We start from the raw sequence: 15,220 nt of genomic DNA, 5'->3' as shown, positions 1-15,220 counted from the left end.
ACTTCCATATTTAAGAGAGAGGCAGCCTGTAGCATTACGTGAGCCAGCAGCAATCTGTGTTATGAAATACAGATGACCATAACATCTCATCTTTCCATCCGCTTGGGCTTGATAGCAGGTTTGTTTTTTACCGGATCAGGCATTTACTCTACCCGCGCCTGTGCAAATGAAACCCTCACGCTGGATACAGCCGCACAGGCCACGTATGCGTTGGTGAAACAGATAGGTGAACAGCGCTTTACTGCGCCAGACTTTCGCCCCGGCACTGTGCGGCATATGGTGATGTTTCAATTCCGCACCACAGCAACTGCTGCCGAAAGGCAGGAAGTCACACGTCGTTTTCTGGAACTGGCGACACACTCACGCCGACCGAATGGCAAACCGGTTGTTGCCAACTTGGAATCTGGGCCACAAAATAGTGGTGAAAATGCAGATCACGGGCTGGATTATGGGTATCTTGTTACCTTCCGTTCAGAAGGTGATCGTAATTACTATGTAGGTCGCCCGATTGTACACACGAGCGGATGTTTTGACCCCGCGCATGATGCCTTTAAAAAATTTGCTGCACCATTTCTGGCCAATGTGGTAGTTTTTGATTTTACCGTAAAATGAAGGGGAGAGAAAAACCCTCCCCACTCCGTTAAGGCTTGAAATATTTAGTATTCAGGCCCCGGCAACGCCTTCTCCCACCATATCAAGTGGGTTTACCACCTTGTCGAAAGTAGCTGCATCTACGTAACCAGATTTAAGGGCCGCATCCTTGAGGGAAAGATCATGCTCCATGGCAATGTGCGCAATTTCCGCAGCCTTGTCATAGCCAATAACAGGGGCCAAAGCGGTAACGAGCATAACGGACCCACCCACATTCTGCTTGAGCCGCTTTTCGTTTAGTTGCGTACCTTCAACAGAAAAAATGCGGAAGTTATGGCAGCCATCGGCCAAAATACGGATACTGGCAAGACAGTTGGCCAGTATTACCGGCCGCATAACATTCAGATCCAACTGGCCCTGACTAGCCGCAAAAGCAATGGTGTTATCATTCCCCAACACCTGCGTTGCAATCATCACCATTGCTTCACATTGAGTGGGATTGACTTTGCCGGGCATGATAGAAGAGCCAGGTTCATTTTCGGGCAGATGCAGTTCACCTAACCCGCAACGTGGGCCGGAGGCCAGCCAGCGCATGTCGTTGGCAATTTTCAGCAATGGCACCGCCAGGCCGCGCAAACCCGCAGATGTTCTGGCCATGGCATCCAACCCACTTAACGCAGCAAATTTGTTAGGCGCCGTAACAAATGGCTGCTTTGTTAGCTCTGCTATACGCGCAGCTATGGCTTTGCTGAAACCTGCTGGCGCATTCAGCCCCGTGCCAACAGCAGTACCCCCAGCAGCAAGCTCGAACAAAGCTTCACGATCTTTACGCAGGCCACAAAGCGCATCTTCTAGCATTTGCACCCAGCCAGACCATTCCTGCCCTACCGTTAAAGGTACGGCATCTTGTAAATGGGTGCGGCCAATTTTAACAACGTCCATCCATTGTTCGGCCTTTTGCCGTAAAGCTTCTATAAGCTTTTCTACGCTGGGCAAAAGTCGGTTTTCAATTTCCAGCAATGTGACAACATGCATGGCCGTTGGGAATGAATCGTTGCTGGATTGGCCCATGTTCACATCATCATTGGGATGGATGGGTGTTTTAGAGCCAATTTTGCCACCTACAAGCTGAATGGCACGGTTTGCAATAACCTCATTCACATTCATATTTGTTTGGGTGCCAGACCCTGTCTGCCAAACAAACAGCGGAAAATGTGCATCCAGCTTACCTGCTGTAACTTCATCTGCAACCGTAGCTATCAGATCTGCCTTCCATTGCGGCATACGCCCTTCTGCCGCGTTCACCAACGCAGCCGCTTTTTTAACAATGCCATAAGCATGATACAGTGGTAGAGGCATACGCTCTGTGCCAATGGAAAAATGCACCAGACTGCGCTGGGTTTGTGCTCCCCAGTATTTGTCTGCCGGAACATCTATGGTTCCCATTGAATCCCGTTCCTGCCGGACACCTGTGGCCTGAATACCTACAGGACAAAAACGAATTTGCGGATTATTGCTCATGATACATGACCTCCCTGCTGGCTCGTGACGTTCAGCCAGCTTTCTGGTTTGAGCAGCATAGACCTCTTCCGCATCTAAAAATGAGGCCACGCCCATCACATTTAGACGATGATGATTTTCAACCAGATATTTATAAGATTTTTGAAATTTACTTATATATATCGTTTCACTAACTCCTTTACTAAGTAAGGGCTAGAAAAACCAAGATGCATTTCTGCTATGAATTTGGCCACTTCATAGACTTGCTATCGCCAAATGTTTATTCTACACGCTTTGTTTACATCATTCAAAAGGGCGTGACATATTGCGCCCTCATGAACTTGGCTCAATGCATGATTCCATAAAAAATTATCATGCAAATAATTTCATCGTGCAATGGTACAGCATTCAACATGCACATACCGTGGGAAATATGAGAAAACTGTTACTGACAGGGAGCGTATTTACCTGCACCATACTGCTTTCTGCCCCCGCTCTGGCAGATGATGCGCAGGAACTGGCAGCCATTAAGGCGGAAATGCGCCGGTTGGCTGCGCAGGTGGAAGCAATTGAATCCCGTCAGGCCAAGCGGCATACAGGCACCTCTGCCCCCGCTCGTAATGTTGCCCATAGCGCCAATACACCTGCAGGCGCACATACTGGCAATAAGCTTGCCACTGCTTACGCAAATCAAGCAGATCGGGAAGATCCTTCCATCCGCTTCTCACCAGATGAAGCCCCAGTTAAAACTGCTTCCAATACGCAAGGCGGAACTGCAAAAAGCGGTGTGGGCTTTAAATGGCTGCCCGGAGCCACTGGCTCTGACTTACCCTCTGGCGCAGATGCAGAAGAAAAAAGCCATTCCTCAATCGATCTTTCATCTTCCAGCCCTACTGCCATTACGCAAACAGAAGTTGATAGATTACCGCCCATTTTCAGTATTGGTGGCATATCTGTAAAGCTGGGTGGCTTTATAGATATGTCCAATATCTGGCGCAGTTCCAACATGACCAGCGGTCCGGCAACGGGCTGGGGCAATTTTCCTTATGCCAACAGCCCCAACCATGGGTTGTCTGAAGAACGGCTTTCTGCTCAGCTCAGCCGCCTATCTATTTTAATGGAAGCTAACCCCAGCAAGTCTTCCCGCTTGCAGGCTTATGTTGAAAGTGATTTTGCAGGCTCTGGCAGCACAACTAACAGCGTACAAATTAACGGCTACACACCGCGTCTGCGGCAAGGTTACTTTACGTTCACCCAAAAGGATTGGGGCTTACATATTCTTATGGGGCAAGCATGGAGCTTGGCTACAAACTACGCCAAAGGCATTATTCCCCGCCAAGAAGAATTGCCCGCAGTTACAGATAACAACCAGTTGCCCGGTATTGTTTTTACACGCGTACCTCAAATCCGAATTGGCAAGGACTGGAATCAGAAATACTGGCTTGGCCTTTCTATTGAAGACCCTCAGGCGACCGTTGGTTTCTCTTCCACTGTCAGTTCTGGCAGCACCATTCCTGCTGCGCGGGGGCAAGCAGAAGGTGCGCGTGTTTACTATGCCAATACCGGGGGAATGCTGCTAAACGCAGCCACAAATTACTCTTACAACCCTGTTCCAGATATAATTCTGAAGGCAGCGGCAGATACATCCTTCGGTCATTATGAAGTGTTCGGCCTTGCGCGCTGGTTCCGCTCTCTTGCTGTGGAGCCGGGAACAACAACAACCAAAAAACATACCCATTTTGGTGGCGGCGTAGGTGCTGGTATGACAGCCCCCTTGGGCACGAACCGCCTACACCTTACCGGCGATGTTCTGGCTGGTGATGGCATTGGCCGTTATGGGCCAACCCAGATACCAGATACAACATTCAACGGCCGTGGGCAGCTTACGCCTGTTCCCGAAATTATGGGGTCACTCGGCTTGGTGGGGCACCCCAATTCTTCCGTGCTGCTTTACACTTATGGGGGTGTGGAAGCTTCTGGTCGCAAACGTTATATTGGCGCAGATGGCAAGCAATATGGTTACGGCGTAAACGATCTGGATCTGGCTGGGTGCGATGTGGAATTTGGAGTATGCAGTGCACAAACACACACCCTTGCCTCCTTTACCGCTGGCGGCTGGTGGCACTTTTTGCAAGGCCGTTACGGAAGCATGATGGCAGGCTTGCAATATACCTTTGTGCGCAAGTTCGCCTTTAAGGGTAATGACGGGCATGACGATAGCGTAGACCCGGCAACATCAGGCAACACAGTTTACGTAACCTTCCGGTACTTCCCGTTCCAGTAAAGGCTTTTAGTTAATTCCAAAACCCTTCATCTTGCGGTAAAGTGTTGCACGGCTAATTCCCAAACCACGTGCAGCCTGCGTAACATTTCCCTGAGAAACAGCCAAAGCGGAGCGGATAACGTTTTCTTCCGCCTTTTGGAAACTTATTTCCGAACCCTCTTCCAGTTCGGTTAACAGGTTGGGATGTTGGGCAATAGTTTGATCTGTCCAGCCCATCCATTCACGCGCAGCATGCGTGGCACCTGTAATCTCCCCTTGGTCGTTAATAGAAACCAAAGGTGCTGAGCACCCCCTTACAGAACCCAAGGTAAGTATTTTTTGCCCTGCATAACTGTTACGGAAAAGCTGTTCTTCAATACGCCGGCCAGATTGCGCAAGTGTTTCCATTAGCAGTTTGTCAATAGGCTGGACTGTTTTGCCATTCATGGAGGCAAGGTTTAGGGCTCCTGCAACACGCCCCTGTGCATCGAATATCGGCACAGCATAACTAATCAGCAAGGAAAAACAAAAGCGCCAATGCGCGCCTCGCCCCAGAAAAACTGGGCATCTATCCTCTACGCATGTGCCAATACCATTAGTGCCTGCTATCTCTTCGCTCCAGATGGCACCTTCACGCAGATTAAGGCGGCGGCAAACGGAAAGGTGTGTTTCATCTGCGCAGCGTGCCAGAATCATGGCGTTTGGATCGGCCAACAATACCATAAGCCCCAAACCTTGCACCAAAGTAAAAAGGTGCTGCATTTCTTCCGAAGCTTGGCGCAAAAGCAATGCGGAGCGGCTGCTAACATGCCGAAATTCTGCACCACACAGAACGTCTGCCTTCCATTTTTGGGAAGGATCAAGCTGGTAGGATGTCTCGCAACGTATCCAAGATTTCTGTACTGTTTCTTCCGGGCTTTCTGCTTTGGAAACAGTGTGTTGAGAAAAAGGCCGTGTATTCATCGCGAGGGCTCTACCATATCCGGCAAGGACATATTAAAGGCTTTTCTAACGTTGCTTTTCTCTTATACATAAAAAATATAACTCTCATAGGTAATTTATGTATTTTATTTTTTACCTATCTTCTCCAAGTAAACTTTTTGTTATTCAAAAACAAAGCCTACTGCCAAAGGTAAACAAACTTTACGTAATAGGCATTCGTTTCTGGTGTATTTCGCCCTTCAAGAGAATGCGAGTAGCGGGCTGTTAGCGAAAAGTGCTGGTTAATATTATACATAAGCCCCGGGCCCAGAGCGATTTCACGGCTGTTAGAATTATCCAGATACTGACGTAGCGTATTATCGCGCGTTCCTGTTACATTCTGCCAGTCAAATGCAAGAAATGGCTCGAACTTCTTGGTCGCTTTCCAGCTAAATCGCAAGTTGGTGTAAAACACCACGCCGGGTGAATAGCTATGCTGGTCTTTTTGATGTTTTGTAGACCCAACAACCGTGCCGGCATCACCATCAAAACTGAAGTGTTTCCATTCATAATCAAATATTAAACTGGATATATTTGACCAATAATTTGTAGATGTTGCATCTCTTGTGCCATATGGCGTTTGCATAAAGGTTTGTATGCCAAAAGTACTGTGCTTATTGGGCTTAAACCATGCTGCTGGCCCAACAATAGTAGGCCCTAGCCCACCGTAATTTGTGCCATCTGCCAGTTTGTAGCTTTCGGTTTGGATCAACTCAAAAGCAAATCCGACATGAGGAATGGCTTCAAAACTACGAAAGTGCACATATTTTGTCATACCCGACCATGTATGGCTGCCGCCAGTTGGCGTACGCTGTCCACCACTTCCGTAACTATGGCCTGCGGCGTTTCCATCACCATACTGCACCAGCACGTTAAATGGCTTGAAATCCACAGGTAGGTCATATTCATGGGGGCCAATAATGCCCAACGTGATATCCGCAGCTCGCGCAGGAACTACGTGACACACAATCACTGTAGGCATGACGAAACGCACGAGGGAAAGCAGACGCTCCCCGCCTTCTATCAAACGCATCTGAATATTCCGATAAGCAACAATAACAATCAAATAAACGCGTGATGCGGGGTTCCAGATAAACTGGAACCCCAATGTGTTAACGCGTTACTGAGCGGGAGAAGCTTTCTCACCATCAAGCGTGTAAGCGATAATGTAATCACCGCTTCTGGTACCAAGGCCACCGTGGCCACCGGCTGCAATCAGCACATACTGCTTGCCACCAGCTTCGTAGCTCATGGGGGTAGCCTGGCCGCCTGCTGGCAGGCGATCACGCCAGATAACCTTACCGCTCGCCAGATCAAATGCCCGCAGATAATCATCTGCTGTGGCACCCATAAACACAACGCCACCTTTGGTAACAATATTGCCGCCAATATTATACATACCGGTAGGCAAAGGCAGGTTGTTATGGGTACGGAAAGGCCCGGTATCACGCGTTGTGCCAACAGGATGCTGCCAGACAATCTTCTTGGTAACCAGATCGATCGCCGTCAGCGTGCCCCAAACCGGCCCCTTACAAGGGATCTGTAGTGGGTTCAGCCAAGGGTTGGTAAGCGCAATATAGGGTGTTCCGTAATCTGGAGAAACAGAAAGGGCATCACCTTTAGGCGCAGGTTCTTCCCCACTGCCGGTCCATTTTGGCAGCGTACCGGCCTGCTCCATTCCCGTACGTTTTTCCAGCTTGATACGGAAAGGCAGATAACTTGCATTGGCCAGCATAATCTTACGCTGCGGGTCAATGGTAATACCCTGCCAGTCTACAACACCGTAAAATGCAGGATAAACAATGGTTGTTTGACCCACATGCGGTGGTGTGAACTGCCCTTCGTAAGCAGACTGACGATACTGGATACGGCAGATCATCTGATCCAGCAGCGTTGCCCCCCACATATCAGACTCTTTAAGATTGGCCGGTGTAAGAGAAGGCATGCCAATAGGATAAGGCTGTGTAGGAGAGACACGGTCATCCGGCGCATGGCCTGCTGTGGGAACCGGCTTTTCTTCAACCGGATAACCCGGAACAGGCGTGCCGGTGCGGCGGTCCAGAACAAAAAACTCACCACGCTTGGTGCTCTGCACCAGTGCGGGAACTTGCTCACCATTCGCGCCGGGAAGTTCAACCATGGATGGGCCGGAGGGCAGATCCATATCCCACAGATCGTGATGCACGGTCTGATAGGTCCAGCGGCGTTCACCCGTTACAATATCCAGCGCAATTGTGGCAGAGGATGTTGCATCGTCAAACGGACGACGGGTTCCGCCCCAGTTATCTGGCGGAGAATTGCCCGTAGGAATGTAAACAAGCCCAAGGTTGAGGTCTGCCGTGTAAACACCCCAAGCATTGGGTGTATCACGCGTTAGCTCATCATTCGGGCCGGGTTTCCATGTTTCTGGCTGATGTCCTGCATCCCACGCCCAGGCAATTTCACCTGTTGTGGCGTCAAACGCACGGATAGCGCCGGAGGGCTCGAAATTGGCTTGGTTATCAAAAATCCACCCGCCAGTAATCACGCGGTTTTTGGCTACCATTGGCGGAGAGGTTACAAAATGGAACCCATGCGGCACATGGCCCAGATACTGGCGCAGGGAGATAAAGCCGTGATCCCCAAAATCTTCACAGGGTTTGCCGGTTTCTGCGTTTACCGCCACCATGCGCACATCAGCAACGGGTGAGTAAATGCGGTTACGGCAGCTTGTCTGAATTTCATCAGGAATATGGTAGTAAGAAACACCGCGGCAAGCCAGATAGACGTTCTTGTCCAAATCTGCCGTTGCAGGGTGCGGATCAAACTTCCATTTCACTTTGCCTGTGGCTGCATCCAGCGCCATCACCCAGCTATGGGGTGTGCACATGTAAAGTGTATCACCAACTTTAATGGGTGTAAGTTCCAGATTAAACTCATGCCCTTGGTCTGGCCCAGCTACAGTGCCTTCACCCTGCTGCTGCACATCCCCCGTGCGGGTAACCCATGCACGTTTGAGGTGCGAGATATTGGAAGCCGTAATCTGCCCCAATGGAGTGTAACGGTCCCCGCCAACAGTGCGGCCATAAGCCGTCCAATCTCCATCTGGCACACCTGCTGATGTTTCATCAGACTGGCCGCTTGCTGCCATGCGGTCTGCCGGTACGGTGCCATCAATGGAATAAGAACTGAAGCAACTTGCCACAACAACAAGGCAGGAAACCACCAAAGAACCCAGAACTTCGCGCTTATCACCCAGCCAGCTATTGCCCGAGCGCCAAACACCTGGCAGCAGAAGCCAAACACCTAGCCCGATAAGCGTAAAGAGACGAACTTCCAGACCCCAGATATTCAGCCCGACTTCGCATAAAGACCAAATAGTGGCCACAAGCAGCAAAGCTGCATACAGCCGCATAGCCAGAGCAGGCTTGCGAAAGCCGCTGATAGCGGCCCCCAGCATGACACCGCCAGCAATAATATAAAACCAGGAACCACCAAGGAACAGAAGTTCCGCGCCGCCAAAGAAGAGGAAAAGCCCCACAATGGCAAGCAGAATAGAGGTTATGAGCGAGAATAACCTCGCCTGACTCTCTCGCATACTCGTGCTCTTTCTACAGTTTCACGAGCCGTTACGGCGGCATGATCCTGAGATACCATGCTCACGCAGCGGCCAATGGCCCTGCACAACATAAAAGGACACAATGCCGTCACACTTTTGTCCTGTTTTTCACGCGAGTTTGTAAAAAATGTTACCAATTGTCTCATGGATGAGACAGTTGGTGAGACTGACTGTTCTATTGAAGCCAAAATAGCAATGCCCGACATATTCAGGCAGATGCATCATTCTTTTGCTGTATAAAATAGAAAGCTAAAAAAACGGGAGATTTTGTTTTTATATCTCCCGTATTCTTATCACCTCTATATTTTTAAAAACACCTTAGAACGACCATGTTGCATCGCAACTGAACCAGAGCATGTTGTTTGTGCCGTTATTAACAGTTGGGTTTTGCACAGTGCCTGCCTGGTTGAATGGATGCGTGCCGTTAAGGGATTTGTCCAGCCGAATTTCAGGCCGGATAGTAAAGCCGCCCAGCGCCAGCCTTTTGTTCACGAACTCGGGCCTGTAGGAGACGCCCACCGTCAGCTCCCCATAGGTTGTGGGCAAGGCATTGTAATATGGGAAAGGCTGGTTGCTCAGAGCCTGCGTGAGAGAGTTAAAGCTGGAATATTCCGTAATCACCCCACCTGTATTGTCACGAAAGATTTCGCCGCGTGCATTAAATGTCAGCCAAGGGTGAATGTCGTAAGAAAAATAGGTTGTCACCCCATAAGCATCATCACGCAAAGAATCATCGTGCAGATAGGTACCATCCACAGAAACAGTCATCTTATCATTGATATGATACGTGGCCATCACATCCGCATTATACTGCATAAGGCTGTTGGCCTGCTTGCCAATGCCTGCACTCACCCACCCTGTAGGTGAAACAATGGTGCGGCCATTGTTGCCCTGCGGCCCAAAATGCCCGATGGCATGCACATCCAGCTTGCCATCCATCAGCTTGTTCCACGCCAGACCAAAATAACCCTTGGGCTTGTTGTTGTTGCCAGAGGCACCAAAGGTTGTGGAGTTCCCTGCATCCACCCCCAAAATCCAGTCCATATGACGTGTCAGATGCATGGTGGCCAGAATGCCTACCGTCTGAAACGGTACGATATAATCTGAGGCGTAGTTATATGTGTAGAATGGCCGTGCAAGAGCGGGCGTGCCTTCTGCCCCCATAATGCCGTACATCTGACCGATCTGCACATCAATGCCGCGCTTGAAGATCCACGGTAGATGCACATCCAGATGCGCCTGTGTGGGTGCCCATTGATACAGACCATGCAAAGACCCAGACCCCATCCCGATTGTGGGGTCAAACCGTGCATCGGAACCATACATGGCCTCCAGCACAAAACCGATGCCGTATCCGCTGCCTACAGACGTGACAGGATGAGACAGAGAGCCAATGATCTGGTTCAGCGTGACCGTATTGGCACGATCTGAATAATACTGCGCAAAGTTGCGGCCAGAACGGGTCCAGGGGTTTCCTGAAATCCCTGCTTCAATGGAGACATGCCCTTCCAGACCTTCCCAGTATGTGGGTGTGTGTCCGGGTTTAACATGGAACAGGTTGCCTGCCTTGGGCTTCATGGCCTCTTCCTCTTCAGAAAGAGAAGTGGCAGGCGGCTCTTCTCCATCTGTTGGGGTACCTGCCCCCTTTTCTGCCTCTTCGGGCTTAAAGGTTTTGGCGATGTCTCCCACCTGAACCTGTGCAGGCGCAGATGTTTGTGCGTGAGCTACTGATGTAGCTGTTTCACACAAAAATGCGGCGCAACATGATAGCAATACAAATTTGAAGGCACTTCGATCGGTTTTGGTCTGTCGCATGTATCACTTCTCTTGCGCATCAGAAATAGTGACGAATACGAAACGTATTGATCCACACTTGCCACCAGCCGAACACAAATAAAGTATTCAGCAGCATGATGCCTTCACCGCAATTGTAAGACCAACACGTACGTTTCGAATTAGAAATAATATGTCGTGCGCAAAATGGCAATCCTCTAACCACAAAATAAACATGGATTTCAGCACAATTTACTCTGTTGAATGCATTCTCTGCCTCTTTAGAGGCTAAAATATTGGATTTGCGCATTCAATACGCAGGCAACCTCAGCTCTACCCAGTGCGTTGGTTAGAAACTTTTACACCCATTATGGAATAAGGTATTTGCAAATTCATTAGATATTTACAAAACTTTCCAAAAACCGAATAAACTGAAATACTTCTGCGCTTTTCATATATTATAAATATCTATATTTATAATATAGTTTTGATATATTCCTTATGCATATGCTGTTGCAATGCATCACAAACCTGCGCATATAAAACATATCAACACTTACTGATATGCGCAATTTGCATACCATCGTGGTTTTCGATTACAAAGGATCACTCTTCAACAACAAAGGACGGAACGACACAGCAATGACATCGCTTTTCACAGATGCCACAATTTTTGTTTTCCTTCCTTGGGTGCTGTGGCGCCTTCTGCACAAAGCATTGCCTATTGTTGTATTACCTATCCTTATTGGCATTCTGCTGGCTGTATGGCACGCTCCCATAAAAGAACTGGGCATTCCCTCTTCTTATGGTGATACCATTGGGTGGGTTGCCGTATTGGTTTTAGCGTTTACTGCTGGCTTGGAAATGTGGCAGCTCCCTGAGGGTGATACATCTGTTCATGCCATTGCCTCCCCTACCCTCGGTCGTCTGTTAGCCGGTGCGGGCGTTGCTTTAGGTATTCCCTTCTTGCTCGGGGCCATCTTGGCCTACACTTGTTTTCTGCCTTTGCATGGATGGCAAGCTCCTCTGGCCTCACCTCTTATTGCCGCAGCGTCTATCGGTTTGTGCATTTCCGTAAGCGCTCTCCCGGTTCTGATTGGTGTTGTAAGAGAACTTGATGCGTCCCAACGTCCGTTGGGGCAATTAGCACTTAAGCTTGCTGTGGTGGATGATGCTGCCTTATGGGTTGGCCTTGCTGTTTTACAGTTTGCTCATAGAGGCACCGCAGCTCTGCATAGCTGGACAGGGCTGGAGTTTCTGGCCGTTGCGTTGCTGGTTGGGCTGGCTTCTGCTGGCAACTGGGCCTCTCGCCATTTTCGTCACCCTCCCACATGGGTTATCTGGGTCACTGTTCCTATTTATTTGGCTGCCGGATCATGGGCCAGCATGCAGCTTGGATTGCACGAACTGATAGGCGCATATTTTGCCGGTGCAATCATGCCGCCCAGTTGGGTAAGACGCCTGCCCATAGAACAGGTTGGAACGTTTGCTCTTATATGGCTGGCGCCAATGTTCTTTGGCCATAGCGGGCTACGAATAAACGGAGATGCCCTGACATGGCCTTCCATTATTGCGTCTTTTGCTCTGGTTGGTATTTCCATTCTGAGCAAGATTGGCGCAGTTTATGTGTTTCCGCCTACTCCGGGGCTTAAACCCAGACAAGCCTTGGGTATTGGAGCGCTGTTACAATGCAAAGGGCTGATGGAAATTGTTGCCGCCACTATTTTGCATGAACAGGGTATGTTGTCTGATTTTGCTTTTGCATCTTTAATGGTGCTGGCAGTTGTTTCCACCGTTTTAACCGGGCCACTTTTCCGCCTGCTGGCGCCGCGTTAAACCAATACCTCCTGCGGTAGAGCCCAAAAATGCAATGCGCGCTGCTGGTGCATATACACCAGCAGCTTCACAAATCTAAAATACAAAACATTTACAAACATAAATTAAAGGAATGGCAAGGGTTGTTATAACAGCACACATCCCCAATACACGTATGCGCGCTGTATCTGGCATTATAAAAGCTCCCCCAAGGCAGATGCAAAAAATAGCATAATAGAGAAGGCTGACACTTAAATAACTTCCGAAATAAGGTGTTAAAAGCGCTGTGCTGATAAGAACAGAAATGCCGGAAATACATCCAAAAATACTGCCATATGTTAAACACGTAAGAAATTTTGTACCCGCTCCAGGCTCTGTTGCTCCGTTTTTCTGCTCTTTTCGATACCGCGATATCAGCCACAATCTGTTGCCAGAATAGAAAAGAAATGCCCCTACAAAACCCAGTATCAAATATCCAAACTTAATTGTATTTCCACCAAAACTTCCAAAGTGTAGTGCAAAAAAGGTGGTTAAAATACTAAAGGATTCAGATTGGAGCCCCGGCATATATTCTGTGGAAAGTATTTTTCCAGAAGCCGGATCAAGTTCGGCAAGGCCACCAGCCGGGCCACGCATCATATAGTGCCCATCATGCCCGATTACGCGTAAAGTCTGTTGCGCTTTATCTGTTGAGGCATAATCTAAAACATCTGGCACAAATCCCGGAGCCTGCTTTTGCAACGCTTGCACAATCTTTGCCGGAGCAAGAGGCATTATAGAAGTCTGCGCAACCGGCTCATGATTCATATTCCGTGCGTGTAAGTGATGATCATGAATAGCCGTCGGAGCAGAAAACATCATGGTTTGCACATTATGAATGACACCATGATAAGCAAAAAGCACGGATGAAAGAGCAATAACCACATGAAAAGGCAGGCTAAAGAGGCCTAGAAGATTATGAATATCCAGCCATTTCTTCCATGCTCCCTTGACCAGCCGCAAGGCAAAGAGATTTTTTGCCAGCATAGGCAAAAACACAATCACACCAGATACCAGCGCAACGGCATACAACAGCGCAATACTGCCCATGAACCATCTGCTGTAGGGCATAAAAACGGGTAGCCCCACATTTTCATGGAGCTCATCTATAAAATGCGCCACTTCAGATGGCTTGTGTCTTACCGTAACCAGATGCCCTTGTGCATCTAGTGAGGCCGCTATCATATCCACTGGTCCGGCATGCCTTTGCCCAGCCTTTACGGGCCACATCAGCCTGGCAGGCAAAGAAGCGGTGGGCGACAGTACAACCGTATATTCCTGCTGTGCCTCTGGGTAAGCTGCGAATGCTTTTTGCATCAGATCTGGTACCTGCTGCACAGTTACTGGTGCAGGCAAAGCCGCTGGCTTTGTGAGCCAGTTTTGAAGAGGCACTTCAAAAGCGCTGATGCCTCCAGCATAAAACGCCACAAAAAGAAATAACCCTGCCAGAATACCCACCCAACTATGAATATCCCGATACATTTGTACAATATCTGCGCGTATTTTCATGCCTGTAGGCCCCTTAAAACAAAAAACAGGCCCCAGACACATAAGGCAGATATGGATAGGTAATTCCAAGCCCGCCTGCCGTTAGAAAACAAAAAGCAGGTTGGTAAAATAATGCACCACAGCAAAACCGTGAGCCATGTTAAAAACTGAGCAGATGCCGTTCTTGGGTCACTATCTACATGAGAGAGAACGCCAATTACCCCAACAAGGCCATATGTAAGAATATTACCCGGCACGACAGCCGCAGTAACTTTGGCAAACCAGTTCTGGCTTGTGTAAGTATATTTACGCATAATGCCTACCGTTGCCTCAGCAAAGCAACAGCAAATGGAAACAGAAGCCATACAAGCATCATCAACAGTATTTGCATGAATAATGCAGTTGCTACGCTTTTGATCTGCCAAAGACAACAAAAAGAAAGCACCAGCACTGCCCACCCCGCCATTCTGAACAAACCTTTGGGGCGCAAAGGAACCGTAAATACATATTGATTCTGGCAAGTGGCATAAAGCATACAGCACCCAAAAACAGTGGCTCCTGTTGCAATCCACATCACGTATTCAGGCAACATGCTGCCCCTCAATATTGCGCTCGGGCTGAAAAAATGTGGTTATGCTTGCCCCATGTATGCATTTATATAAAGCCATGAACCTCATGCGGAAAAGCCACGCTATCTTTCAGACAAGTTAAAGGAGAACTCGTTGCACAAATACATTATTAAGAATCATTATCAACATAATTTTTTGCAGTTATCCGTTACTCCCCTCCTTCATGGAGCAACCTTCCCACCTGCCTTGTTCCCAGGCCATAGCAGGGTATCTTTGATAATCTTGTAAATGCCGCATCAAAGCCCCAAATTTTAGTAGGTCAAAATTATGCTAAAAGGATGTATTTACATGAGCCTTATTAAAAAATGTATATTCCCCGCACTTAAAGTTAGCGCCATAGGCCTGAGCGCTGCATGGACAGCTATGGCAGCATGTAGCAAGGATAAGGAACTGGATAGCCAAGAAAAATCCGTCCATCTCGCCACCATGGGCTCTGCTGGTCTGGTTGGTATTCTAGGCTCAGGACCTATTAATTTATTGAACTGAGCGAGCGGTTGTGATTCAGAGGCTTACCGATGGAGGGTGGGCCTGTGAGTGATGTGT

The 15,220-nt window shown here is 48.7% G+C and carries 11 protein-coding genes; 4 read left to right on the top strand and 7 right to left on the bottom strand.

All coding sequences use genetic code 11. From position 1 onward, the window contains the following. Positions 1-72 precede the first annotated feature (72 nt). Positions 73-612 (top strand): Dabb family protein, encoded by a 540-nt coding sequence (locus FKW31_RS15570; protein WP_150179030.1) that lies wholly within the window; start codon positions 73-75, stop codon positions 610-612. 51 nt (positions 613-663) lie between these two features. On the opposite strand, the gene fumC is transcribed toward FKW31_RS15570, so the two are convergent. Beyond that, positions 664-2,112, bottom strand: coding sequence for a class II fumarate hydratase (fumC, locus tag FKW31_RS15565; RefSeq protein ID WP_150179029.1), 1,449 nt, complete (start codon positions 2,110-2,112; stop codon positions 664-666). 328 nt (positions 2,113-2,440) lie between these two features. On the opposite strand from fumC, the gene FKW31_RS15560 reads away from it, so the two are divergent. Then, a complete protein-coding gene (locus FKW31_RS15560) occupies positions 2,441-4,375 on the top strand; it encodes a hypothetical protein (protein ID WP_150179028.1) in 1,935 nt (644 codons plus the stop codon). Between the two features lie 6 nt (positions 4,376-4,381). Here the strand turns inward: FKW31_RS15560 and FKW31_RS15555 are convergent, their stop codons facing one another. From FKW31_RS15555 to FKW31_RS15535, 4 genes are all read right to left on the bottom strand, one after another. Further along, complete coding sequence (locus FKW31_RS15555; RefSeq protein WP_063354147.1) at positions 4,382-5,317, bottom strand: helix-turn-helix domain-containing protein; 936 nt, start codon at positions 5,315-5,317, stop codon at positions 4,382-4,384. 157 nt (positions 5,318-5,474) lie between these two features. Continuing rightward, positions 5,475-6,368, bottom strand: coding sequence for a transporter (locus tag FKW31_RS15550; protein WP_035350792.1), 894 nt, complete (start codon positions 6,366-6,368; stop codon positions 5,475-5,477). Positions 6,369-6,455: 87 nt separating this feature from the next. Beyond that, on the bottom strand, positions 6,456-8,912 hold the full coding sequence (locus FKW31_RS15545) for a membrane-bound PQQ-dependent dehydrogenase, glucose/quinate/shikimate family (RefSeq protein WP_150179027.1): 2,457 nt from the start codon (positions 8,910-8,912) through the stop codon (positions 6,456-6,458). Positions 8,913-9,251: 339 nt separating this feature from the next. Next, complete coding sequence (locus tag FKW31_RS15535) at positions 9,252-10,748, bottom strand: outer membrane beta-barrel protein (RefSeq protein ID WP_150179025.1); 1,497 nt, start codon at positions 10,746-10,748, stop codon at positions 9,252-9,254. A gap of 522 nt (positions 10,749-11,270) precedes the next feature. On the opposite strand from FKW31_RS15535, the gene FKW31_RS15530 reads away from it, so the two are divergent. After that, positions 11,271-12,542, top strand: coding sequence for a cation:proton antiporter (locus FKW31_RS15530; RefSeq protein WP_370513075.1), 1,272 nt, complete (start codon positions 11,271-11,273; stop codon positions 12,540-12,542). A gap of 75 nt (positions 12,543-12,617) precedes the next feature. Here the strand turns inward: FKW31_RS15530 and FKW31_RS15525 are convergent, their stop codons facing one another. Beyond that, on the bottom strand, positions 12,618-14,069 hold the full coding sequence (locus FKW31_RS15525; protein WP_150179023.1) for a PepSY domain-containing protein: 1,452 nt from the start codon (positions 14,067-14,069) through the stop codon (positions 12,618-12,620). Beyond that, positions 14,066-14,413, bottom strand: coding sequence for a hypothetical protein (locus tag FKW31_RS15520; protein WP_150179022.1), 348 nt, complete (start codon positions 14,411-14,413; stop codon positions 14,066-14,068). The genes FKW31_RS15525 and FKW31_RS15520 overlap by 4 nt, the downstream gene beginning before the upstream one ends. Before the next feature lie 552 nt (positions 14,414-14,965). Between FKW31_RS15520 and FKW31_RS15515 the strand changes: the two genes are divergently transcribed. Next, positions 14,966-15,163 carry a hypothetical protein gene (locus FKW31_RS15515; RefSeq protein ID WP_150179021.1) on the top strand — a complete coding sequence of 66 codons (198 nt, stop codon included), beginning with the start codon at positions 14,966-14,968 and terminating at the stop codon, positions 15,161-15,163. The last annotated feature ends 57 nt before the right edge of the window (positions 15,164-15,220 follow it).

Origin of the sequence: Acetobacter sp. DmW_136 (assembly GCF_008690365.1) — a bacterium.
GTDB lineage: Bacteria > Pseudomonadota > Alphaproteobacteria > Acetobacterales > Acetobacteraceae > Acetobacter > Acetobacter oryzifermentans.
This window is presented reverse-complemented; position numbering and strand designations above follow the sequence as displayed.